The organism is Melioribacteraceae bacterium (assembly GCA_019638015.1).
GTDB lineage: Bacteria > Bacteroidota > Ignavibacteria > Ignavibacteriales > Melioribacteraceae > JAHBUP01.
The window spans coordinates 3330931-3355321 of the sequence record JAHBUP010000001.1; the positions used below are offsets into that span (position 1 = coordinate 3330931).

The window sequence follows — 24391 nt, forward strand, 5'->3', positions numbered from 1 at the left end:
TTCTTTTAGGAGTTGTTAAAAGTTAGGACAAATATAATCTAATTCATATTTAAGTCAATTGATTGAAGACATTCATTTTCAGCTGAGTGATAGTGCTATGCTGAATTCTCCATAATTAATAAAGATGCACCACTTGGGGTTGGAAGAGTTAGAAATGGTATCAACGGAAGAGTAAAATTTCTGGCAGAAAAAACCTCAAGATTTAACGCAGAGAGCGCTGAGTATCCACGAAGAACAAAGAGAATATTATTATATTTCAATTATAATCACTAGTGGAAGAGTAAATAATGGAAACAGTCGAATTGACTAATAAGGCGATGAACATTTTTCGCTTATATAAGAATTTAAACAAGAAAAACAATTTTGATGAGTGGGGTGAGAAGGAAATAATGATGGGCTTTGTGGGAGATGTTGGAGACTTGATGAAACTTGTAATGGCTGAGAGTAATCTTCGCAAAATACCTGATGCAAAAAAGAAATTAGCACATGAATTATCCGACTGCTTATGGTCGGTATTGGTAATTGCGAATCTTTATAAAGTAGATTTAGAAAATGCATTCACAAAAACTATGGAAGATCTTGCAGAGAAAATTCAAAAAGAATTAAAAATTTAATATGAGCAGATTTTATTTCTGCTCATATTTCTTGATTACTAAATATTTTAATTCAGTATCACCCACGTTTCTAATTCCATGTTCCGATCCGGTAGGACAATAAAAACTTGTCATTGGCCCGGCAGTTCTTGTTTTGCCATCTAAATAAAACTCTGCAGTACCTTCAAGCACAAAAAAGAATTCATCTTCTGAATGTTTGTGTGGTGGATGTGTAGCTTTGCCTGGCGCTACAACACTCATTTTTAAGGTTTTACCATCAGCAAAATTTTTGTCCGCAAACCAAAATTGGTATCCTACTTTTGTAGGTTCAGTTTTCTCTTTTGAAAACTCTGACACACAATTATCAATATTATATTTTGTTACTTCACTCTGAGCTTTCATTGATACTGCGAAAAGAAATAGCAGTGCAATCAAACTATATTTTTTCATATTTATACCTTTCATTTATCTTCCCATCCATCCGCCATCAACTGTAACAACACTTCCATTTAAATAACTTGAAGCATCCGAACAGAGGAATACAACTGTGCCCATTAAATCTTCAGGGGTTCCCCATCTTGCGGCTGGTATTCTTGCAAGAATTGCTTCATTGCGAACTTTATCTTCTCTCAGCGGTTTTGTATTATCTGTAGCAATATAACCTGGCGCAATCGCGTTAATAGTTACGCCTTTTCCTGCCCATTCATTCGCGAAAGCCATCGTTAATTGTTTTATACCACCTTTCGATGCGGCATACCCAGGTACTGTAATTCCACCCTGGAATGATAGCAGAGAAGCAATAAATACAACTTTGCCATAACCTCGCTCAACCATATCTCTTCCAAATTCTCTTGTTAGAATAAATTGAGCAGAGAGATTAATTTCAATTACTTTATCCCAATATTCATCGGGATGTTCAGCAATTGGCTTGCGAAGAATAGTTCCGGCATTATTTACCAGTATATCTACTTTCGGAAATTCCGCTTTAACTTGATTAATAAATTCATAGAGCGCGTTTCGGTCGGAAAAATCACAAACATATCCCTTAAACTTACTTCCACGATCAGTAATCAATTTTTCCGTTTCCGAAAAATCTTGCTCATACGAAGCACTTATAATTACATCTGCACCGGCTTCTGCTAATGCTAAGGCGTAGTATTGACCGATGCCTTTGTTAGCTCCGGTTACAATTGCGGTTTTTCCTTTTAAACTAAATTTATCGAGAATCATGTTTTCCTCTTTTAATAATTTTTATTTCATTTCACTCATTGCGATATGATCCATATCATCAAACACTTGATTTTCGCCACCCATTGCCCAAATGAACGAATAGCTTTGTGTTCCGGCTCCGGCGTGTAACGACCAGCTCGTTGATAATACAGCTTGTCTATCTCGAATAATAATATGTCTGGTTTCATCATGTGCGCCAAGCATATGCATTACAAACGCTTCCGGTTTTAAATTGAAATACATATAAACTTCGGATCGGCGTTGATGAGTATGGCACGGCATCGTATTCCATACGCTTCCATCTTCAAGCTCTGTTAATCCCATCACGAGTTGACAAGTAGGAAGAATATCCGGAAGAATGTATTGATGTATTGTTCTTTTATTTGACGTTTCGATAGAACCTAGATGACGATGAATAGCATCGTTATATTTAATATGTTTTGAAGGATATTCTTTATGTGCGGGATAGCTAACAAAATAAAAATGTGCCGGTTCATTTGATACATCACTTAAAAATTCTATCTGCTTAGTTCCTCGTCCAATATACAGTGCGTCTTTGTTATCCATAGAATATTCTTTTCCATCAAGAATAATTGAGCCTTTATTACCAATATTAATTACACCTATCTCTCTTCGTTCTGCGAAATACTCGGCGGCCATTTCTTTTTTAGATGCCGCCAGTTTTAATGATTTGCCCGAAGGAACCGCTGAACCTGTGATTGATCTATCAACATCCGAGTAAACCATCGGTATTTCATTAACTTTAAAGAGAGATTCAATTAAAAATGATTCACGCAATTCAGTAGTGTCCATTTTTTTGAAACCATTTTTATCAGGAGAATATCTTACTTCCATTTTCACCTCTTTATTCATTATTATACTTTAAAAAGAAATCGTCATTCCGGGTTGAATTAACAACCGTAGAAAAGATGTTACTAAAAATCTTTTCTATCTCAGAACTGAGAACGGAATGACAATTAAAACTATTTATTAAAAATTACATCCAAGCTTTAATTTTACTCGCAACTTGAGCACCGGTAAATCCAAACTTCTCAGCGAGAGTTTTATAAGGACCCGAGGCGCCAAATGTTGTCATTCCGATCATTAATAATTTTTGTCTGAATAAATCTCCCCATCCGGTCATTGATGCAGCTTCAATTATAGCCACAGGTACATCAGCCGGGAAGATTTTTGATTTATAATCCTCACTTTGTTTTTCAAATAATTCACGGCATGGGATAGAAACTACACGAATATTTAAATCGGTTAATAATTTTTTAGCTTCATCCGCAACCGGAACTTCCGATCCGCTGGCGGCAATTACCAAATCTAACTTTCCATCTTTTTCTTTTGATGTAATGTAAGCGCCTTTTAAAACTTCTTTCGGATCAAAATCAGCGGCTCTGTCAAATGCTTCTATTTTTTGTCGGGTTAAAATTAATGAAACAGGTCCGCCTGAATTTTTCAACGCAAAAGACCAGGCCATAGCAGTTTCAACTCCATCCGCCGGACGAAATACAGTTGAATTTGGAATTGCACGCAACACAGCCAAATGTTCAACGGGTTGATGTGTTGGTCCATCTTCACCAACAAATATAGAATCGTGAGTAAACACATAAATTGCGGGCACATTCATTATTGCGGCTAAACGAATGGTTGGGCGCATATAATCACTGAACACAAAAAACGTAGCACCGAAAGCGCGAAAACCACCATACAAAATTATTCCATTTAAAATTGCGCCCATTCCATGTTCACGAATTCCGAAATGGAAATTTTTTCCTTCAAACTTATTTGGAGCAATCGAGGCGAACCCATTCATGTATGTATTTGTTGATGGAGCCAAATCAGCAGACCCGCCAACAACATTGGGAACGATCTGCGCTATTTTTTGAATTACTTTGCTCGATAATGTACGAGTAGCATTTGGTTCTTTTGGAGCAGCCGCAAGCAATTCTTCTTCCAGGTTTTCCGGCAGCCATTGAGTTATATATTTCTCATACTGCTCTGCTTTGTCTGAATTATTTTTCTGCCACTTTACATATTCAGCGTTCCAATCATCATATTTCTTTTTCATTTCAGATTTGCGGTCGGCAAATATTTTAGCAACTTCTTCGGGGACGTAAAATTCTTTTTCAACCGGCCAGCCAATATTTTGCTTTGTAGCGATCAATTCTTCTTTGCCGAGAGGAGAACCATGAACATCGTGTGTATTCGCTTTGTTCGGGCTTCCATAACCAATTAATGATTTTGTAATAATAAGTGTTGGTTTCTCTTTTTCATTTTGCCCCGCAACAATTGCATTTCTAATACTATCATGATCATAAGCGTCAGCGTGCACAACATGCCATCCATAAGCTAAAAATCTCTGTTCAACATTTTCGCTGAATGTTAAATCAGTATGTCCTTCAATAGTGATGGTATTGTCATCATAAAAATAGATCAAGTTACCAAGTTTCAAATGCCCGGCTAATGAAGCGGCTTCTGAACTAACACCTTCCATCAAACAACCATCACCGGCAATGGCGTAAACATAATTTCCACCGAATAAATCTTCACCAAATCTCGCGCTCATCATTTTTGAGGCAATTGCCATCCCAACACCATTTCCAAAACCTTGTCCTAATGGACCGGTGGTAGTTTCCACACCCGGGAGATGTCCATACTCTGGATGCCCGGCAGTTCTGCTTCCCCATTGACGAAATGATTTTAAATCTTCCATTGTTACATCATAACCAGTGAGATGAAGCATTGAGTAGATCAGCATTGAGCCGTGACCGGCAGACAAAACAAATCTGTCACGAGCTATCCAATTTGGATCGTCGGGATTATGTTTTAGAAATTCTGTCCATAAAATCGCGGCAACATCAGCCATACCCATGGGCATTCCGGGATGCCCCGAATTTGCTTTCTGCACACCTTCTGCAGCTAAAATACGAATTGTATTTGCCGCTAATTTTTTGATATTTACTTCATTTGCCATAATTAGATTCCTCGTTTTTTCTTGAATTAAACGAGTTAAAAATAACCTTTTTTCAGTTCGATTGTTATGAAATTTTAAATAATAAGTGTAATAAAAACACCTAAAGACTAATTAAAGTCCATGATTAGATTTCTCAGTCGTCCCGATAAAATATCGGGACTTCTTCGAAATGACAAAAGCTAAACTGTATAAGTTGTTGAAGCAGTTGTTCCGCCGCGGCCTGTCCAATTTGTATGGAAGAATTCGCCTCGAGGTTTATCAACTCTTTCATAAGTATGAGCGCCGAAATAATCGCGCTGAGCTTGCAATAAATTCGCCGGGAGTCTGCCGTTTCTGTATCCATCAAAATAATTTAATGCTGTGGCTAAAGTTGGAACCCAGATGCCATTCATAATAGCAGTTGAAACTACTTTTCTCCAGGAATCTTGTGACGATAAAACTTTTTCCTTGAAGAACGGATCGAGAAGAAGATTAGTTAAATTAGGATCTTTATCGAAAGCATCTTTAATTTTTCCAAGGAACACTGAACGGATGATACATCCGCCGCGCCACATTAAAGCAATACCGCCATTATTCAAATTCCAGCCATATTCTTTTGCCGCGTAACGCATCAATACATAACCCTGAGCGTAAGAAACTATTTTTGAAGCGTATAATGCTTTCATAATATCATTAATAAACGCTTTTTTATCTCCTTCGAATTTCGGTGTTGGGCCGTTTAATACTTTCGACGCTTCCACTCTATCATCTTTCATTGCAGAGAGAGTTCTCGCATAAACCGCTTCACCAATCAATGTTAATGGAGTTCCAGTATCAAGCGAAGCGAGCATTGTCCACTTACCAGTACCTTTCTGACCAGCGGTATCAAGGATTTTATCAACAAGCGCTGATCCATCCTCATCTTTATACGCAAGGATATCGCGGGTAATTTCTATAAGGTAGCTGTCTAATTCACCCTCATTCCATTCCTTAAATACTTCATGCATTTCCTGAGCGCTCATGCCCAATAGATCTTTCATAATCTGGTAAGCTTCACATATCAACTGCATATCGCCATATTCAATACCATTGTGAACCATTTTAACAAAATGCCCCGCGCCATTTTCGCCAACCCAATCGCAGCAAGGAGTGCCGTCATCAACTTTAGCGGCAATTGCCTGAAATATTGGTTTTACATGAGGCCATGCGGCAGCTGAACCACCCGGCATAATTGATGGACCTTTTAAAGCGCCCTCTTCTCCACCCGAAACTCCGGTTCCAATGAACAGCATACCTTTATCTTCGCAGTATTTTGCTCTTCTAATTGAATCGGGAAAATGTGAGTTACCGCCGTCGATAATTATATCTCCTTTATCAAGATGAGGAATTAATAGATCAATAAAATCATCAACTGCTTTTCCGGCTTTCACCATCAACATAATTTTACGGGGAGCTTTTAGGTTCGTAACTAAATCCTCGATTGAATGCGTACCAATAATATTTTTCCCTTTACCTCTACCATTAACAAAATCATCAACCTTTGCTACGGTCCGGTTATACACAGCAACGGTAAATCCATGACTTTCCATATTAAGCACTAAATTTTCACCCATAACCGCAAGACCAACAAGACCAATATCAGCTTTACTCATTTTGATTCTCCTATATTTTTTTAATCTTTAAATCTTTCTCTGTAAGCCCACAATCCAAGCGCTGGATTTGATATATAAAATATTTCTTCACCATCCGGCATTGTATTAAAACCGTCTTTTAATATTTCCGGATTATATTTTCCCATCATCAATGCGAGCTCAGCATATTTAAAATTTACGCTTTCAATTTCTTCTCTGGAAATATTACCGGGACAATAAGTAATTGTAAATCTGTTTTCTGAAGAGCCATGAATCAAGTGCGCAGCGGCACTTAAATTATTTTTGAGATCATCATTATCTTCAACTGCTTTTAATACTTCGGGGGTTGTAACATATCCATATTTTCTAATCAGCTTATCGATATCTTTATCTTCACCGAATTCCCTAAGTCCCGGAGCTAATACAATTAACTCGCCTCCATCATCAATAGCCATTCTGGTACGGTAAACACTTTTATTTCCGAGCCAGGTGCTTTTAAATTCATGAGGATCTAGATAAACAACAACTTTTTGCAGCGGTTTTTCAAGCATAATAAAATTTACTTCAAGGGATAAATCTGCCGCAAGTTTGAAGCATTCGAAATCATCGCCAATAAATAGTCCTCGCATTACAAGATTTCCCGACTCATCTTTACTGATTACAGTCTGCACATAAATTATTGGCAAATGTTTGGCGAAATTATCGGAAGCGTAATTCAAAACTTTACGAACCGCTGAATCAGCCCGCCCCATAATTCTTTCCATTCCATAAACAGCACCGAGAAAATGACTTTTGTTTATTCCTTCACGTCCGCCTGTTCCAACAAAAATATTTTTATTGTAGTTAGCCATTCCAATTACTTCATGAGGAACCACCTGTCCAATTGATAGAATTAAATCGAAGCCCCCATTAACCAATAATTTATTTACTTGTGCCGGCCATATGTAATTTAGTTTTCCTTCCGATACCTTATTGACAAATTCAGATGGCACTTCACCGAGCGTGTGTAAATCTTCTTTCCACCTGTGAACGCGAAATAATTCCTTAGGTACATCTCCAAACATCTCCCCAATTTCTTTATCAGTCATTTCAAAATGGGTACCGAGAGCTGGAAGAATATCGGTCATCTTTTCTTTATAGAATTGATACGCGTATCGTGTAATTTCACCGGCACGTGAATGAAATCGGGTGAAATCGGGAGGTATCGCAAGAACTTTTTTTCTTTCACCAAGTTTTTCCAGAGCCGAATAAAGACCTTCTCTGATATCCGATTCTGTTAAAACTGTTGTTGCCGATCCTTTTGAAAATAGTAACATAATATTCCTATTTACTTTCTTTTATTTCGAGCTTCGGTACATTCAAAAACAATTAATTATATGATAAACAATATTAGCGCTGAATTCTTGCTGAACCGCCTTGCGCAAACGCTTTAACATCTTCCACAGTTGCCATTGTTGTATCGCCGGGGAATGTAGTTAATAACGCGCCATGAGCCCAGCCCAGCTTTACAGCTTCTTCCGGAGATTCGCCTGTTAATAATCCATAAATAAATCCCGCGGCAAAACCATCGCCACCGCCAACACGATCTAGAACATCGAGTTCCGCGGTTGGAGCCTGAAAAGTTTGACCATTAACCCACGCAACCGCGCTCCAGCTATGCTTATTTGTTGAATGAACTTCGCGCAATGTTGTTGCAACAACTTTAACTTGAGGATATTTTTTTACCACATTATCTATCATCGAGAAGAAAACTGTAGGGTCAAGTTTAGATTTAGCGCCTACCTCTGGCCCGGGAATTCCCAATCCTTTTTGCAAATCTTCTTCGTTTCCAACGAGTACATCAACATGCTTTACAATTCCATCAATAATTTCTGCGGCTTTCTGTTCTCCGCCCCATATATTCCATAATTTTGCTCTATAATTAAGATCAAAACTTGTGATTGCGCCGGCGGCTTTAGCCGCTTTCATACCTTCTATAATTGTTTGTCCGGTTGTTTCTGAAAGCGCCGCAAAAATTCCGCCGCTATGGAACCATCTTACTCCTTGAGCATGAATCGCATTCCAATCGAAATCACCTGGCTTTAATTGAGCGGCTCCTTCATTAGCTCTATTATAAAAAACAACTGGAGCGCGGGAACCAAGTCCGCGATCGCTATAAACTGTAGCCATATTTGGACCATTAACACCATTGTGTTTCATTTCTTTATAGAATGGTTTTACTCCCATCGCGCGAACACGTTCTCTAATTAAATCTCCGATTGGATAATTTACCATTGCGGTGGCAATCGCGGTATTCATTTTGAAGCAGTCGGATAAATTCGCAGCAACATTAAACTCACCACCACTCACATGAATCTGGCATTCGGTTGCTTTCCGGAATGGGATAATTCCCGGGTCTAATCTGTTAACCAACGCTCCAAGAGAAAGGAGATCAATAGCCCCTTCCGATTTAATTTTCAATCCGCTGCTCATATATTATTCCTCAATTAATTTTTAATAAACTTTTATTAGTGATTATTTTTTCTTCAAACCGCTTTTAATAATTCCCATTTCCAGCCCTCTTAATTCAGCCATACCTCTTAATAAACCAATCGCAGAGTAACCGGGATTAGTTTTCTTTTTCAGGTCATCAAGAATTGTATGACCATGATCGGCGCGCATAGGTATTACTTCATCGTGGCGGTGCGCAGAATGCCGCTTCTTCTGTTCACGAAGAATCGCCACAATTACATTGTACATATCAACATCGCCACGTAAATGACCGGCTTCATGGAAACTTCCTTTACCATCTCTTTGTGTACTTCGTAAATGAGCGAAATTTAATTTACTTCCCCAGCGCTCAATCATTCCAACCAAATCATTATCGGGACGAACGCCGTAGGAACCTGTACACATCGTGTATCCGTTATAGATTGAATCATAAACATTTAAAAGCCAGGCCAAATCTTCTTCCGTGCTGACTATTCTTGGTAATCCGAAAAGGGGAACTGGCGGATCATCGGGATGAATTGCCATTTTGACTCCCGAGGCCTCTGCTACTGGGATAATCGCTTTTAAGAAATAAGCTAAGTTCTCTCTGTAAATTTCCTTTGTAATATTTTTATATTCATCAAGTTTCTGCTGGAACTGCTCGAGAGTATATCCTTCTTGTCCTCCCGGCAATCCCGCGATAATATTTTTTTGAAGTATATACCTTCTTTCATGAGACATTGATTCTATGCGCTCTTTAGCTGTTTCTAATAATTCCTGACTGTACTCTTTTTCGGCATTTGTACGTTTTAAGATAAATACATCAAAAGCAACAAAGTCGGGGAAATCAAAAGCCAGAGCTCGGGCCCCATCTTCTAATTCTAAATCAAGATTAGTTCTTGTCCAATCAACAACGGGCATAAAATTATAACATATTGTATTTATTCCTACCCATCCAACATTTTGGATACTCTGTTGATATTTTTCTATCCATTGATCTCGAGTTGGTTTTCCAAGTTTAATATCTTCGTGAACAGGAATACTCTCAACAACGCTCCATGTCAATCCTCTTTTGCGTGGAGGATTTTTAGTAAAATCCCATTCAATCATTCTCTTTCTTTTTTCAATTTCTTCAACGGTCCATACTTCTCCAATTGGAATTTCATGAAGTGCATGAACAATACCTGAAGCACCGGCTTGTCTAATATCTGTTAATGTTACAGGATCGCTTGGGCCATACCAACGCCATGTTTGTTCCATACCTGCCAATTATTTTATTCTCCTTAATTCTAATGATCGATTAAAAATTTACACACCACTGTAAGCATTAAATCCACCATCAACCGGAATAATAACACCGGTAACAAATTTAGATACATCCGACAATAAATAAAGTAATGTGCCAATAAGTTCGTCGGGTTCACCGAATCTTCCCATTGGAGTACCATCAATAATTTTATGACCCCGCGCTGTAAGTTCTCCGGTTTCTTTATCAGTTAACAAAAATCTATTTTGATCTGTTAAGAAAAATCCAGGAGCAATAGCGTTAACTCTGATTCCCATTTTAGCAAAATGTACGGCTAGCCATTCTGTTAAATTATTAATGCCCGCTTTAGCTGCTGAATAGGCAGGAATTTTTGTTAATGGACGGAAAGCATTCATCGACGAAATATTTAATATTGATCCACCTCTGCCGGCCATATCTTCAGCAAGCACCATTGTCGGAAGCACTGTTCCTAAAAAATTTAGATCAAAAACTCTTCGAAATCCTTCAATATCCAATCCAAAAAATCCTTTTGATAATTCATCCAAATTATCATTACTTAAAAATTCAAATTGAGTAGTAGCTGTAGGGGCATTTCCGCCTGCGCCATTAATGAGAATATCTACTTTACCAAATTTTTCATTGATCTCTTTTTTTGCCGCAATTAGAGTTTCTTTATCCAACACGTTAGCGAAAACGCTTATTGCGCTTCCAGGAAATTTTTCATTTACCTTTGCTGCTACCGCATCAGAATTTTCCTTTTTAAAATCTAAGATTGCTACTTTAACTCCCACTTCTGCTAATCCAAGAGCAAATGAGGTTCCTATTACACCTCCGCCACCGGTAATAGCACATACTTTTCCTTTTAAATCTTCGAACGATAAATTCATTTTATACCTCTCAAACTTTATTGATTAAATGGTTCAATGTGCTTGTGAAAATGTTTAACAATTAATTCGTAATGAGTATCTTCATTTGTTCTCAAGCATTCAAGCAAGCGGTGTTTGAATATGTAATTTCCCGATCCGTCCTTGTCAGTCAAAACTTTTCCAAAAGTAACGTGCAATACCTGGCGAACATCATTAGAATCAAATAACTGCACTAATTCTTCATCATTATATTCTCCTGCCTTTTTAACTTTAGTAATATCACCGGAGACATGATATGATTTTTTTTCATTTTCATACAGACCAGTACAATAATCGAGTATCTCTCTAAAAAGTGGTTTGTCTTTTAATGCAGAAACTTTTAAAGCTTCCAGATAACTTGTTCCGGCTGTTTTTACATGAGTAAATGCATCATGCAGGGAACCTATAACCTTGTATACGGAAAACTTATCGCTGCCAGAGTGAAGACTAATTTTATAATTGCCAAAATGTTTTGTGATCGACAGATGTTTTTCATATTCAGCTTTAAAAATATTTAAGTCGCCTTTATAATCTATTCCCTTTTCAAAATCACCGATAAAGCGGGGCGCAAGACTTACATATTTAACGCCTAATCTGTTTAATTCATTGGCGAAGAAGAAATGTTCAAAGATTGAAGTCACAGATTCTGTTTCATCCACTGATATTTCAATTTCAAATTTATCAGCGGCACACTTTGATGCAATATGATCATACATTTTTTTGATATGGGCTATTGCTTTTCCATATTTAGCATAAGCGCGCAGGAAGTCCATAGTTGAAACATCAAGCGTAAATTTATTTGCGATAACAATTTGCTTTTTCACATATCTTCTTTCAGCCGAAGGGAACGCATCGTTAAGTTCACTCCATGGCAGAGCCGAAACAATTTTAAATAAATTTTCTTCATCGTAATGATCAGCCTCATTATCAACATGTTCACCGGGGTCGAATGTAAACATTGTAAAACCCGCATCAAGCATCAGATCAATATCCTCTGGAGTTTTTAAATGATCCGCATCAGATCCAAATCCATCTTTGTACCCTTCCTGGAGAACAGCCCAAACAGCGGCATCCATTACTTCTTCCGGCTTCCGCTGTGTTCTTGTTAATTCTCTAATTGATTGCTGAGCTAGAATAGGTTTAAATCTGCTCCCAATAACTGAGCGGATATGTCCAGCGTTTGCCAATCCTATTCTATCTCCCAGCCCAAATGAATCCTGAACACCTAGACAAACAGAAACCGTAAATGGAAATAAATTTTGAATAGCCTTTCTATTTTCGGTAGTGAAGGGACATTTCTTAAGATTATCTGAAATCATCTCTCCCAAAAAAGAAGATAGAGAGTTATCATTATTAGAAATAATAAAAAGAGATTTTTCATTGTAAATTTTTGCGATAAAATAAATTGCTTCATCCTTCTCAATAATTGAATTATGATAAACTTGCAAATTCAAATCGGGTTGGATCTTAAATTCAAATAACACATTGCCTGATATATTTCCTTGTGAAATTTTATCTTTTAATAAATCAACATTCATATAGTACCTTTATTTATAATTTATATGCTTTTTTAGCGAGATTATATGTTAAGTCCTTTGCGATAATTAATGCTTCATCAAGACTAATCATATGCTTGGCGACCAATTCACCTAAATAATTTGAGTCTACTCTGCGTGCAACATCGTGACGGGCAGGAATTGAAACAAATGCTCTTGTATCATCAATAAATCCCACGGTATTATAGAATCCTCCCGTCTCGGTCATATTTCGTCTGAACCTTGTCATACCCTCAATACTATCATGAAACCACCATGCCGGACCAAGCTTCATGGCAGGATAATGCCCTGCTAAAGGAGCCAATTCTCTTGAATAAGTGGTTTCATCCAAAGTAAATACAATTACAGTGAAGTTAGGATTGTTACCATGCCGGTTTAATAATTCTTGCATATTTTTAACATACTCACATTGCATTGGAATATCAGCGCCCTTGTCGACGCCATATTTATTATAGATTTCATAATTGTGATTTCTATAGGCCCCGGCATGAATCTGCATTACAAGACCATCTTCAACACTCATGTCTGCCATTTTAATCAACATGTGCGCTGTAAAATCGGAGGCATCTTCGAGAGTACTTTTTCCAGTGAGAGCTTTTTGAAATAATCGCTCGGCGGTAGAATCGCCAAGATCATGAGCGCGTGCAGTCATAACACCATGATCGGTGGATGTAGCACCAAGTGATTTGAAGAAACTTCTTCTTTCCTGAAGAGAATTAATTAATTTTTTATAGGAATCAATTTCATATCCAACAATTGAACCTAGTTTTTCAATATTTTTTTTCCATGATGGATTTGAAAAATCTGTAACACCATCCGGTCTAAATGCCGGGAGAATTCTTCTAGGCCAATCGGATTCTTTAATAAACTTATGCTGATAAAGCGTATCGAATGGAGCATCCGTAGTAGATAGAACTTCTATTTTGAATTTATCGAATAGAGTTCGAGGCAAATACTCTTTAGTATTTAACTTTTCACTCAATTCATCATAAATTTTTTGCGCGTTTGATTTATTAAGTTTTTCATTTATCCCGAAGACTATACTAAACTCATAATCGAGCCAAATACCGGATGGAGTGCCGTTGAATAGATAATAATTTTCGGCAAATAATTGCCAGCACTTTCTTGGGTCTGTTTCAACCGGAGAACCATCAATGGTTGGGATTCCCAATGATTCCAATTTTATTCCTTGAGAGTAGAGCATTCTAAAAACATAATGATCGGGAATTAAGAATAGTTCTGTTGGATTGGGAAATGGATTATTAGCTACAAAAATTTGCGGATCAACATGCCCATGAGGACTAATGATCGGCAAATCTTTAATGCTGTTATAAATTTCTCTGGCATATTTACGAATCTCAGAGTTAGGATCGAAAAATCTGTCTTCGTGTAACTTAAAATCATTCATTTAGTGTGTACCTAATTTATTTACAATATCAGTATTTTTTAGTAACCAAAGAGTTTTGGAATTACCAAGGTTAAATCGGGGATATAGGTTATCAGCATCAAAGTAACAAACATAGCTATGAACATAGGAATCAATGGTTTAATAACTTTAGTAATTGGCAATTCTGCAACAGAGCAACCGATAAACAATATACTTCCAACCGGTGGAGTGCATAATCCTATGCTCAAATTCATTACCATAATTATACCGAAATGAATGGGGTCAACTCCAAGATGAGTGACAACCGGCAAAAATATTGGTGTAAAAATTAAAACTGCTGGTGTCATATCCATAAAAGTACCAACAAAAAGCAGAAGTAAATTTATGATAATGAGGATTAAAATTTTATTACTGGACAATGAGATTAGGCCTTCGGCTACATTCTGCGGGATATTTTCGTATGCCATGACCCACGACATGGCCATTGAAGTGCCAACCAGAAGCATCACAACTGCAGTTGTGATTACACTGCTTAATAATATTTGAGGTAAATCTTTTATTTTAATCTCTCTATAAATAACTACAGATAAAATAAATGCGTATAGAACAGCAATCGCAGAAGCTTCGGTGGCAGTAAAATAACCGGCAACAATTCCGCCAATAACAATAATTACTAAAAGTAAACTTGGAAGCGCATCAAAAAATTTTTTAAAAGCCTCGCCCCATTTAAAATCGATAGATACTTTATATTTATTTTTTTTTGCATGAATTGCCGCAACAATCATTAATGATAATCCAAGTAGAATTCCCGGAATGTAACCTGCCAAAAATAGGGCGGCTATTGACACTCCTCCACTTGCTAAGGAATAAACTATTAAAATATTACTTGGGGGTATTATTAATCCGGTCGTTGAGGAAGTAATATTTACGGCGGCAGAAAAGCCGGGATCATATCCTTCTTTTTTCATAACGGGAGCCATAAACCCACCAATAGCTGATGCGGCAGCGGCGGCTGAACCAGACATAGCACCAAATAACATTGCTGCCAAAATATTAACAAACGCGAGCCCGCCAGGCAATTTACCAACAAGAATTTTCGCAAAATCAATTAATCTTCTGGCAATACCTCCACTGTTCATTAACTGTCCGGCCAAAATAAAAAATGGAATTGCCAATAACGCAAAACTATCCAGCCCGGTTGACATTCTTTGGGCAACAGTAGTTAATGATGGAATTGTGTGTATACTCATCAACATTGTTGCAAGAGTAGCGATTCCAATACTAAAAGAGATTGGAACCCCTGCGGAGAGAAGCAATACAAATGTAGCTACTAAAACAATTATTTCGAGATATTCCATAATTTTTTATTCTTTTAATTTATAAGGTGATTAAAAATTTTGTGCTGTTTTAATTTTTTTTACTTCCTCGATTATAAAGTAAATCGAATAAAATGCGATTACTAAACCGCTAATTGGGAGAACAAGATAAACGTACCCGAGTGGAATTTGCAATGCCGCTGAAATTTGATTTAGAGTGAGTGTGATAGTTACAAGTCTAATCCCGCCAATAAACATTACAAAGAATGCAAAAATAAATATGCACACCTGTATAAATATTTCTAGATACGACTTTTTTCTACCTTTAAGTTTTATAAGAAGTAAATCGATAGCAAGATGTAATTTTTGTCCGGCAACATAACTTGCGCCTAATATTCCGAGCCATACTAATGAGTAGCGAGCCAACTCTTCTGTAATTGAACTTGGTGTAGATAGAATAAAACGGGAAAAAACCTGCCACAATACATTAATTGTCATGATCGACATTATAGTAACCAAAACCCACTTGAGGATTGAGTCGAGAACTGTTTTTATTTTTGTAAACATTATTGCACCGCTCTAATTTTTTGAATCAATTCATAAACAGCAGGCTCATTTTTATATTGCTCCAATAGTGGCACAACTTTTTTGTCGAAAGGCTCTTTATCAGGATAATAAATTTTAACACCTGCTTTTTCAACCTCGTGAAGCGCTTCTTTAGTAGCTTCTCTCCATAATTCTCTCTGATATTTGTATGATTCATCGGCGGCTTCTTGAATCCATTGCTTTTCCTGTTTCGATAAATCGTTCCAAATTTCAGTACTAATTATTAATACATCAGGCACCATAGTATGTTCATTCAATGAATAATGCTTGCATACTTCATAGTGGCGGGAGAGATAAAAACTTGGAGGATTATTTTCGGCACCGTCTACAACTCCCTGCTGCAAGGCTGTATATAATTCACCCCATGCGATCGGAGTAGCAGAGCCGCCCAACGATTTAACCATTTTAACGGAAGTTGGACTTTCCTGTGTCCTTATTTTCAAACCTTTCAGATCATCCGGTGTAAGAATCGGTTTTGATTTAGTATAAAAACTTCTGCTGCCTGCGTCGTAATAACATAATCCTCTCAGCCAAAATTTTTCTGTACTGTGAAGAAGGTTTTTACCAAGTTCGCTTTCAAAGAACTTTGATTGATGATCACTATCCCTAAAAATGTAGGGCAGCGACATTACTTTGAAATCGGGAGCGAATCCTTCCAAAACAGAAGCAGATACTTTTGTCATCCCGATACTTCCAATCTGAAGTAATTCTAAGCATTCCCTTTCGGTTCCCAACTGAGCACTCGGATATATTTTCATCTCAATTGTGCCATTTGATTTTTCGAAAGCTCTTTTTGCAAGGTACTCCATGGCTTTATGAACCGTGTGGGACTCATTAAGACTATGTGCAATTTTAATTCTAGTTATTTTTTTATCTTGGCTGCACGCACCAAGAATAATGATTAGAAACAATAGAATAGATGTTCTAATGATTATATTGATGTACGAACGATTTGTTTTAATACTCATATTACTCTACTATTATTGGATTGTTAAGCTTATCGAGAATTGTTTCAAGAGCTAATAAAAACTCTTTTTCATTTTTAATTGAATTAGGTTCCTGAACCCAGTTGGCGCAGAAATAATACTCAACCTTATCATTTACCGGTTTTAATTTTACAATGTGACTGAACTTATCATCGGTATGTTCAATCAAAGTATTCTTTTTATAAAATAATGCAATACCAAGTTCATCATTGGCTAAAGATTGCTTACCCCATAATGAGATGTATTGCCAATTTCCTTTGGAAGTTCCTTTAACAAAACTAGTACCCGGAAATTTTGCCAATCCAGTTACTATATTCTTCGCATCCTTAATACTCAATTCATACTTAGATAGTCTGCTTCCGGCATTAATAGAGAGATTAGCGATTAGATCATATTTTTTATCATCAACCAGCCAGCCATAATATTCGGTTTGAATTTCCGCTTTAAGTGGTCCCTCGCTTTTAATTTCACAAATAACGCTGTCAGTTTTCGAAACTTTATTTACCCCTTCTTTACCCATCATTCCAATTGTTCCAATACCTAGGGAGGTACCAACTTTAAATACATCCATTCCCCAATCTTGCATATTATGGTATGAATCATTGCTAGCAACTGTATCATGTTTACCGACTTCTGATAAAACCAATTTATATTCTTTTTTTCCGAAAATATCTGTGGAGTTTCTCCAATCAAGATAAAATCTATAACCAATCAATTCCGATTCCCATCCCGGGCCCTCATATTTGAAAAGCCCATCATGATCAATATGAGTTGCCGGAACTTTGTATCTGGTAACTTTTTCCCATTCGGTCCCTCGGTATCTTTTTTCAGAAAAAACATCCCCTTTTTTCTTAACTAATTCGGCATAAGTTCTATTAGCGAAAGTCTTGCTCTCAACATTTCCATAATTAATTACAATTGTTTTAGTTTCTTTGGGTTTAAAGTTGAGAACTAATAAAATTTTTGATTCCCCATTAGAATTTTTAGTAATCTGATATGGTATTTCGCTTTTACCATCCATTACTTGAAATGAGGTCTCATCAAAATCTTTTCTCATTTTTTTAAGCTTTGCCACCGGTATGCAAACAGCTTCATCAATTCTCTCAAGACTTATCTGGTTTTTGAGTTTCAATTTTACCGATTTAGAGACAGCACTCTGTGCCAATAACAACGCCGGTACTAATAAAATCAAAAAGATATTTTTTACTTTCATAACCTACCTGTTAATGTTTGTTACACCATTTAATTATTGGATGGCAGAAACAGGCTTCATTTCAGCCACCCATTAAGAGACCCTAAAACTGAATTTTACATTTAATACTAAACAGCTTCTTTAATTTCAATCGCATCTAAATTTGGCATCAGTCTATTAATAAGGAAATAAGCAATTAGATATACTGAACCGGCAATAATAAATATTGATAAATAACTTCCGGTGAACTGAAGAACAAAACCGGTAATTGAGGCAATCAACATTCCCCCAACAGCACCTGCAAAACCGCCAATGCCAACAACTGAGCCAACGGCTTTTCTAGGGAATACGTCCGAAACAGTAGTGAATAAATTTGCTGACCATCCTTGATGACCAGCTGTAGCGAGGCTAAGTATCAAAACAGCTTCCCACAATTCAGTTACCTGTGAAGCAAATACAATTGGAAGAATTGTAAGTGCGCAAATTAACATTGCGGTTTTTCTTCCTTTGTTAACTGTCCATCCTTTCTTAATAAAGAAAGATGAAAGCCATCCTCCAGCAACGCTGCCAACATCGGCCATTAAGTAAATTATAATAAGGGGGAGACCAATTTTATCGAGGGTAAGTCCATAATTTTTGAATAGAAATTTCGGTACCCAGTATAAATAAAACCACCAAATAGGGTCGGTTAAAAATTTTCCTAAAACAAATGCCCATGTTTGTTTGTACTTTAAAAGACTTAACCAAGGAATTTTTATTTGTGTGTCAGGTGGATCTGACTGAATGTAAGCAAGTTCCTGTTTTGATAGTTTTTTATGAACTTCAGGTTTATCGTAAAAGGTGAACCAAAAAACCAACCATAATAAACCAATCGCGCCGGTAACTATAAACGCTTCCTGCCAGCCATATGTTATTGCAAGCCAAGGAACAATTAGCGGAGCAATAATTGCCCCTACATTAGAACCCGCATTAAAGATACCTGTTGCTAAAGCTCTCTCTTTTTTCGGAAACCACTCAGCAACAGTTTTAATTGCAGCCGGAAAGTTACCAGCTTCAAAAAGACCAAGTCCAAACCGAGCGGCGGCAAATCCCATCACACTTTTTGCACCGGCATGTGCAATTGCAAAAATACTCCAGCCAACCAGAGCAACAGCGTAACCAATTTTTGTTCCAACCTTATCCATTAAACGTCCAGCCAATAAAAGTCCGATCGCGTAAGCAGCTTGAAAGGCAATCACAATATTCGAATACTCAATTTCATTCCAACCAATTTCTTTTTCCAGAATAGGCGCTAAAATACCTATAACTTGCCGGTCCATATAGTTGACTGTAGTTGCAAAAAAAACAAGAACAACAATCACCCATCGGTACTTACCAACTTTTTCATTTTCGAGAGCCATTTAGTATCTCCGGTTTTATAAAATTGTTAAAATATTGCGAAAAAAGAGAATTTTAACGTTTACTTAATCGCTATTCAAAAATGTACAATTATTTACACTAAGTCAAATTAATTCATCAACCAAATTACAGATGATGTTAGCAGATATTCGCTTGAAAAATTATTTTTGTGATAAAAATTGTAACAATGCTTTCACATTACGGATAAATAGTGCCGTGGATATAAACTTTTGATCTGTTGTATTCTCAAACGTTGAAGTATCATATTTATCGCCTACCATGGTTGTTGAAAACTCAAAAGTATATTCATCACCCAACTTTGAATCCCCTGCATTAGGGTGGGATATAAATGCGTTTCGAGTGAGCCATCTACCCTTCTCGTCCTGCTCGGCTATAATTTTTCCTGCCAATTCTTCATTTATTTTCCAATCTGTAGAATTGTAATCAAAACTAAAAAATGAGTTGATACTATGATATTTTTGAGTATTTGGAAGATCTTTAATCTTGTATTCCAGTGAAATAATATTGCCTTTATTTGTAAGATTGTTTTTTTTCAAATCCTCAAATTTTTCAAAAACCTGATCGAACCCAATGATTCGAAGTGAATTATAATGCTTTATCAATTTTTCATTATTATAATCGAAGAAGTACTTACCATGCTTAACATTAGAGCCAATACGATGGAGATAGAGAGTCTTGTTCGTTTCTAATTCAACAAAAGTTGGGACAAGAAAAATATTTTCATCATCTGAATTAACTCTAATGGATTTAAGCCAATTGAATGCATCCGGAATTCGCCTTATTAAACTTGAATCCCCGGTTAATTCATAAAATTTCATTAATGCATGAACATTCTGGAGTGTGTATCCAGGGCATAAAGATTTTGGTTCATAGGTTCGTGCGCCCTCTGGTTGCAATTCAAGGTTATATTGCATTCCCCATCCGGCCTGTGGATTAGCGTGTTGCGATATTTTAAAGAAATCAATTGCCCTTTTAATTGGATCATTAAGTGATGGATCATCAAAGATCAACTTAAGCTTGATTAGGAAAATTGTATTGTCTAGCGTAACGCCATCATTAAAGGTGAGGAATGAAGTGTAATCGGGATTTCCCTCCTTCTCATATTTATCTTTTATGGGATATCTCTGAGGCCAACCCCCAATCTCATACTGACTCTCCAATATGAGTTGAATTGATTTATTGAGCGATGATTTTATTCTCTCATCGTCAGAATGGAAAGACAACCTTAATAAAAAATCGGCAGCCCCTGTTGTAGTATTATCATCAAATGTTGCGTTTCCGTAATAATGATGAAACTCTTCCAACCTCCATGCGTTCTTGCCAATTGTATTGTACCACTCTTTTGTAATTGCCTCATCATCAAAGTTTATAAAGTAATTCCACCCGCCACACTCCATTTGCCCTTTTGCGAGCGCTAATCCCGCTTTACGTGCGAGATTTAAATAATAGGGATCGTTTAGTTTTTCGTAGATATCGAGGAATGTGTGCCCCATTTTAATTGTGCCGGGACCCTGCACCCAAATCATGCCGGGGTAAGCCTCTAACTCACCCCAGCGCCTTGTTAAATCCTTTGAATATGTCCAAACATATCCCCCATTAACTGACAAATTTTCATCAAAATATTTTACGGCTCTTTCTATGGACTCTTTAACTGATTTTTTATGAAGAGTATTATTCTGTGCTTCGAATGTTCTGCAAATCAAAAAAACAAATAGAGAGAATAGAATAATGTTCCATCTTAGTCTTGCCATAATTATAAATTTATTTAGCTATCTCTAACTCTATAGCTGTCAATAAAAATGGGCCATAACCTTTAAAGTCATTAATTCTAAATGGCTCACTAATATAATATTCATAACTTCCATCACGATAAGGATTACCTCCTAAACCAGCGCTTCTGCATGTACCATCTAATTCAAGATAACCGTTCTCATCAAATCTAACATAAGTTTTGATAATCCCCTCATGAACACCTTTAGCAATATCAAAATATTTTTTGTCGAGATATCCTTTCCTCACTCCCTTTGCAAAAGTATATGCAAACATTGCCGATGCAGAGGTTTCAAGATAATTCCCCTCTCTTTTACCCTGATCTGTAACCTGCCGCCATAATTTACTTTCATCATCTTGATATTGTAGAAGTCCATCTGAAATTTTATTTAATAATTGTATCAGAAAATCTCTTTTGGGATGATTTTCAGGAATAAAATCAAGTACATCAACAATTGCCATACAATACCAGCCAATTGCTCTGCTCCAAAAATTAGGTGAAGTACCGGTCTCGGGATTAGCCCATGGCATTTTTTTGCTTTCATCCCACGCATGATAATGAAGTTTTGCAGTAGGGTTCCAAGCTTTTTGATCGATTAATTCATAATGATGTAATACATGATCGAGATCTTTCGATTGATTAAAAAGATTGGAATACTCCGCGTAAAATGGTTGTCCCATATAAAGTCCATCAAGCCAGATTTGGTTTGGATATATCTTTTTATGCCAAAAACCATTGCTTTCAGTTTTGGGATGGTGAGCTAATTGTTTTCTTAAAGTATCAGCGGCTTTTTTATACTTTTCAATTTTTGTTTTTTGATACAACATTAATAACGCGCGCCCTGGGGGAATGTTATCAATATTAAATGTGTCGAACTCGTAAGTTTTAATTTTACCATCATCATCAACATATAAGTCAATATTCGTTTTAATGAAATCAAAATATTTCTCGTCACCGGTTTTTCTATACATTTGATAAAGAGCTTCCAGCATCAAGCCCTGTTCATAATTCCAGTCTTCCTTTGTCATATACTTATCGTGAGTAACACCACCGGGATGCTGGGCTAAAAATGATTCAGCGATAAATTGTGCGGTAATTTTTTGAGCTTTATCGTTTGAATCCGAAATTTGACTTGTCTGCGCGCATCCACTTATAGAAAAGAGAAATAGAATTAATATTAATTTTGAAATTTTTTCGAGCATCTTAACATTCCTTATTTATCAAAAAATATTATAAACAAATAGAGGCTAAAAAAAATGCGGCAGCTTATTTAAGGCCGCCGCATAATAGTAATAAGTAAAGAGATTACTTCAACAACATCATTTTCTTTGTCATCGAAACATCAGCAGTTTTTATTTGATAGAAATAAATACCGCTCGATACATTTTTACCTGATAAATCTTTTCCATTCCAATTAACTGTGTATGAACCCGCAGCTTGTTCAGCATTTACAAGTTCTGCCACTTTTTGACCAAGAGCATTAAATACAACTAATGAAACGCTCGATGCTTTTGGAAGTGCATAAGCAATGGTAGTGCTCGGGTTAAATGGATTTGGGTAATTCTGATCTAATGTAAATTCATTTGGTATAACTTCATTTCCGGCAACACTCACAATTGAACCACCATTATCCCAAATTTGTTTTTCTGTTGGGAACCAATTTAAATCGCCAACCGGAAATCCTTTTTCGGCAGCCATATAAAGAGGACTTGTAGTAGCATAACCACCATTGTAATCATTCAGGTAATAATTAAGATCTCTTCTGTCAAAGTCGTGTAAATTTTTATCCCAAAGGTTGGATGGTGTATTCTTTGTCTTATTACCGCCGGCAGGACTTAAATACCAATTCATCATATTTATCATTAGGTTTGGAATATTTTTTAACGCAACATTCTGTTTTTTGAACGCTGTAACAGAATCTGCACCTAATCTTTTATTTATATGCCAAGAAAGGGGTTTTCCTTCTGTTATTGGAACATTTTTGTTATCGTCAAAAAACTTTTGACCGGCAGCCGAGATACTATAGTAATTGTTTTTAACTTTCCAAACTGTTGTATCATTTGGAGCTGTAAAAATCCAACTCATTCTGTTTTTACCGCTTGGATATTTCTCACCTGTATTTGCCCATTCTGCCGCTCTTGTGCCATCGCTTGAATCTTCTCCTGAAGCAAATGCGTCAACAAATAAGTTATTACTAATGATTACTTCTTTACCAACATTTCCTAGTGATAATAATCCATGGAAACCCATACCATTTACAAAGCTGTTATGTTCAATTCGTACATATTTTAAACCGCCGGTACCTGCTAATGGATTAGCAAAATTGTAGTGACGAATAGGACGATCTTGATAATTTACAAAAGTGTTATTTAAGAGAATTAAGGAATCGCATGAAGCTTCACGTAAATCCAATCCTTTTCCAGCGCCAAAGTTTGAAGTTGTTAATGCACCTGCATTCGCGAGTATTGTATTTGTAACCTTTACTACTTTTGTTGCACTGCCGGTTCTAATATGTTGCCCATTAATATTGGATAGGACGCATTTATCAACAATTATGGATGAGCCGGCAGCAGTGGTGTTAACCAAACCACCCTGAACATTATCCAATCCTGATGGATCAGGTTCAAAATATCCTGCAATTGCAAGATTCGTTAATTCAAGATTTCCACCTAAAAGTACAAATAAGTTTCCTGGAGGTCTTTGTGGATTAGCGCCTGTACCAGTTGGGTATAGGTAAATAATAGCTTTTTTGCCTTCAGCACCACGTAATCTAAGAGTATATTTTGCGGCAACGTTAAAAAGTTCGGTGCTTAAATAAATTTTCCCAGCTTCGAGTTCATAAACTCTACCGGCAGGAATACCTTTGTTTGCAAGAGTGTCAGCTTTAATTTGAGCGATCAATAGTGATCCTGGTGTTCCATCATAAGCTTTCAATTTTACAACGCTTTGCCCGAAAGCTACTGATGTGAATAAAAATGCTGTAAGTAAAGATAGTATGTAGATTCTTCTTTTCAGCATGAGGCCTCCTTGTTTTGTTTTTAAATTATCTCCCTAGAGATTAATTGTATTAGGGAAAACCTTTATTCTATTTAAGATTTTCC

At 36.7% G+C, this 24391-nt stretch carries 21 protein-coding genes; 1 reads left to right on the forward strand and 20 read right to left on the reverse strand.

Annotated features, from left to right (window positions below; all coding sequences use genetic code 11):
- Positions 1-95: 95 nt before the first annotated feature.
- Entirely contained in the window at positions 96-260 is a 165-nt protein-coding gene (locus KF816_14230) for a hypothetical protein (protein MBX3009173.1), read from the reverse strand.
- Between the two features lie 27 nt (positions 261-287).
- Between KF816_14230 and KF816_14235 the strand changes: the two genes are divergently transcribed.
- A complete protein-coding gene (locus KF816_14235; GenBank protein ID MBX3009174.1) occupies positions 288-614 on the forward strand; it encodes a hypothetical protein in 327 nt (108 codons plus the stop codon).
- A 12-nt stretch (positions 615-626) separates the two neighbouring features.
- On the opposite strand, the gene KF816_14240 is transcribed toward KF816_14235, so the two are convergent.
- The 19 genes from KF816_14240 to KF816_14330 all read right to left on the reverse strand — a co-directional run bounded on the left by KF816_14240 (position 627) and on the right by KF816_14330 (position 24308).
- Entirely contained in the window at positions 627-1043 is a 417-nt protein-coding gene (locus tag KF816_14240; GenBank protein ID MBX3009175.1) for a cupin domain-containing protein, read from the reverse strand.
- Positions 1044-1058: 15 nt separating this feature from the next.
- Entirely contained in the window at positions 1059-1820 is a 762-nt protein-coding gene (locus KF816_14245) for an SDR family oxidoreductase (protein ID MBX3009176.1), read from the reverse strand.
- Positions 1821-1844: 24 nt separating this feature from the next.
- The gene (kduI, locus tag KF816_14250; protein MBX3009177.1) at positions 1845-2678 is read right to left on the reverse strand and encodes a 5-dehydro-4-deoxy-D-glucuronate isomerase; all 834 of its coding nucleotides are present in this window, start codon (positions 2676-2678) and stop codon (positions 1845-1847) included.
- A gap of 142 nt (positions 2679-2820) precedes the next feature.
- Positions 2821-4806 (reverse strand): transketolase, encoded by a 1986-nt coding sequence (tkt, locus tag KF816_14255; protein MBX3009178.1) that lies wholly within the window; start codon positions 4804-4806, stop codon positions 2821-2823.
- Between the two features lie 179 nt (positions 4807-4985).
- The gene (gene gnd, locus KF816_14260) at positions 4986-6437 is read right to left on the reverse strand and encodes a decarboxylating NADP(+)-dependent phosphogluconate dehydrogenase (GenBank protein MBX3009179.1); all 1452 of its coding nucleotides are present in this window, start codon (positions 6435-6437) and stop codon (positions 4986-4988) included.
- Between the two features lie 20 nt (positions 6438-6457).
- On the reverse strand, positions 6458-7732 hold the full coding sequence (locus KF816_14265; GenBank protein ID MBX3009180.1) for a DUF2088 domain-containing protein: 1275 nt from the start codon (positions 7730-7732) through the stop codon (positions 6458-6460).
- Positions 7733-7805: 73 nt separating this feature from the next.
- Entirely contained in the window at positions 7806-8888 is a 1083-nt protein-coding gene (locus tag KF816_14270; protein MBX3009181.1) for a sugar kinase, read from the reverse strand.
- Positions 8889-8930: 42 nt separating this feature from the next.
- Positions 8931-10154: a mannonate dehydratase gene (uxuA, locus tag KF816_14275; GenBank protein ID MBX3009182.1), complete on the reverse strand. Its 1224-nt coding sequence runs from the start codon at positions 10152-10154 to the stop codon at positions 8931-8933.
- A gap of 39 nt (positions 10155-10193) precedes the next feature.
- Complete coding sequence (locus tag KF816_14280; GenBank protein MBX3009183.1) at positions 10194-11039, reverse strand: SDR family oxidoreductase; 846 nt, start codon at positions 11037-11039, stop codon at positions 10194-10196.
- A gap of 17 nt (positions 11040-11056) precedes the next feature.
- Positions 11057-12595 (reverse strand): hypothetical protein, encoded by a 1539-nt coding sequence (locus KF816_14285; GenBank protein ID MBX3009184.1) that lies wholly within the window; start codon positions 12593-12595, stop codon positions 11057-11059.
- Between the two features lie 13 nt (positions 12596-12608).
- Positions 12609-14021 carry a glucuronate isomerase gene (uxaC, locus tag KF816_14290; protein MBX3009185.1) on the reverse strand — a complete coding sequence of 471 codons (1413 nt, stop codon included), beginning with the start codon at positions 14019-14021 and terminating at the stop codon, positions 12609-12611.
- A 38-nt stretch (positions 14022-14059) separates the two neighbouring features.
- Positions 14060-15358, reverse strand: a complete 1299-nt coding sequence (locus KF816_14295) for a TRAP transporter large permease (protein MBX3009186.1) — start codon at positions 15356-15358, stop codon at positions 14060-14062.
- A 30-nt stretch (positions 15359-15388) separates the two neighbouring features.
- Positions 15389-15883, reverse strand: coding sequence for a TRAP transporter small permease (locus KF816_14300; protein MBX3009187.1), 495 nt, complete (start codon positions 15881-15883; stop codon positions 15389-15391).
- The gene (locus KF816_14305) at positions 15883-16890 is read right to left on the reverse strand and encodes a TRAP transporter substrate-binding protein (protein ID MBX3009188.1); all 1008 of its coding nucleotides are present in this window, start codon (positions 16888-16890) and stop codon (positions 15883-15885) included. Before KF816_14305 ends, KF816_14300 begins: the two co-directional genes overlap by 1 nt.
- Position 16891: 1 nt before the next feature.
- A complete protein-coding gene (locus tag KF816_14310; GenBank protein ID MBX3009189.1) occupies positions 16892-18121 on the reverse strand; it encodes a DUF4861 family protein in 1230 nt (409 codons plus the stop codon).
- Between the two features lie 107 nt (positions 18122-18228).
- Positions 18229-19500 (reverse strand): MFS transporter, encoded by a 1272-nt coding sequence (locus KF816_14315; GenBank protein ID MBX3009190.1) that lies wholly within the window; start codon positions 19498-19500, stop codon positions 18229-18231.
- Between the two features lie 159 nt (positions 19501-19659).
- Positions 19660-21270: a hypothetical protein gene (locus tag KF816_14320; protein MBX3009191.1), complete on the reverse strand. Its 1611-nt coding sequence runs from the start codon at positions 21268-21270 to the stop codon at positions 19660-19662.
- Between the two features lie 10 nt (positions 21271-21280).
- Positions 21281-22492, reverse strand: coding sequence for a glycoside hydrolase family 88 protein (locus tag KF816_14325; protein MBX3009192.1), 1212 nt, complete (start codon positions 22490-22492; stop codon positions 21281-21283).
- A 103-nt stretch (positions 22493-22595) separates the two neighbouring features.
- Entirely contained in the window at positions 22596-24308 is a 1713-nt protein-coding gene (locus KF816_14330) for a T9SS type A sorting domain-containing protein (GenBank protein MBX3009193.1), read from the reverse strand.
- Between the last annotated feature and the right edge of the window lie 83 nt (positions 24309-24391).

What these genes read in the sequence shown, in the direction of transcription:
- KF816_14235 (MBX3009174.1), top strand. Translation starts at nt 288, where the DNA reads ATGGAAACAGTCGAATTGACTAATAAGGCGATGAACATTTTTCGCTTA.
- KF816_14240 (MBX3009175.1), bottom strand. Translation starts at nt 1,043, where the DNA reads ATGAAAAAATATAGTTTGATTGCACTGCTATTTCTTTTCGCAGTATCA.
- kduI (MBX3009177.1), bottom strand. Translation starts at nt 2,678, where the DNA reads ATGGAAGTAAGATATTCTCCTGATAAAAATGGTTTCAAAAAAATGGAC.
- tkt (MBX3009178.1), bottom strand. Translation starts at nt 4,806, where the DNA reads ATGGCAAATGAAGTAAATATCAAAAAATTAGCGGCAAATACAATTCGT.
- gnd (MBX3009179.1), bottom strand. Translation starts at nt 6,437, where the DNA reads ATGAGTAAAGCTGATATTGGTCTTGTTGGTCTTGCGGTTATGGGTGAA.
- KF816_14265 (MBX3009180.1), bottom strand. Translation starts at nt 7,732, where the DNA reads ATGTTACTATTTTCAAAAGGATCGGCAACAACAGTTTTAACAGAATCG.
- KF816_14270 (MBX3009181.1), bottom strand. Translation starts at nt 8,888, where the DNA reads ATGAGCAGCGGATTGAAAATTAAATCGGAAGGGGCTATTGATCTCCTT.
- KF816_14280 (MBX3009183.1), bottom strand. Translation starts at nt 11,039, where the DNA reads ATGAATTTATCGTTCGAAGATTTAAAAGGAAAAGTATGTGCTATTACC.
- KF816_14285 (MBX3009184.1), bottom strand. Translation starts at nt 12,595, where the DNA reads ATGAATGTTGATTTATTAAAAGATAAAATTTCACAAGGAAATATATCA.
- uxaC (MBX3009185.1), bottom strand. Translation starts at nt 14,021, where the DNA reads ATGAATGATTTTAAGTTACACGAAGACAGATTTTTCGATCCTAACTCT.
- KF816_14295 (MBX3009186.1), bottom strand. Translation starts at nt 15,358, where the DNA reads ATGGAATATCTCGAAATAATTGTTTTAGTAGCTACATTTGTATTGCTT.
- KF816_14300 (MBX3009187.1), bottom strand. Translation starts at nt 15,883, where the DNA reads ATGTTTACAAAAATAAAAACAGTTCTCGACTCAATCCTCAAGTGGGTT.
- KF816_14305 (MBX3009188.1), bottom strand. Translation starts at nt 16,890, where the DNA reads ATGAGTATTAAAACAAATCGTTCGTACATCAATATAATCATTAGAACA.
- KF816_14310 (MBX3009189.1), bottom strand. Translation starts at nt 18,121, where the DNA reads ATGAAAGTAAAAAATATCTTTTTGATTTTATTAGTACCGGCGTTGTTA.
- KF816_14315 (MBX3009190.1), bottom strand. Translation starts at nt 19,500, where the DNA reads ATGGCTCTCGAAAATGAAAAAGTTGGTAAGTACCGATGGGTGATTGTT.
- KF816_14320 (MBX3009191.1), bottom strand. Translation starts at nt 21,270, where the DNA reads ATGGCAAGACTAAGATGGAACATTATTCTATTCTCTCTATTTGTTTTT.
- KF816_14325 (MBX3009192.1), bottom strand. Translation starts at nt 22,492, where the DNA reads ATGCTCGAAAAAATTTCAAAATTAATATTAATTCTATTTCTCTTTTCT.
- KF816_14330 (MBX3009193.1), bottom strand. Translation starts at nt 24,308, where the DNA reads ATGCTGAAAAGAAGAATCTACATACTATCTTTACTTACAGCATTTTTA.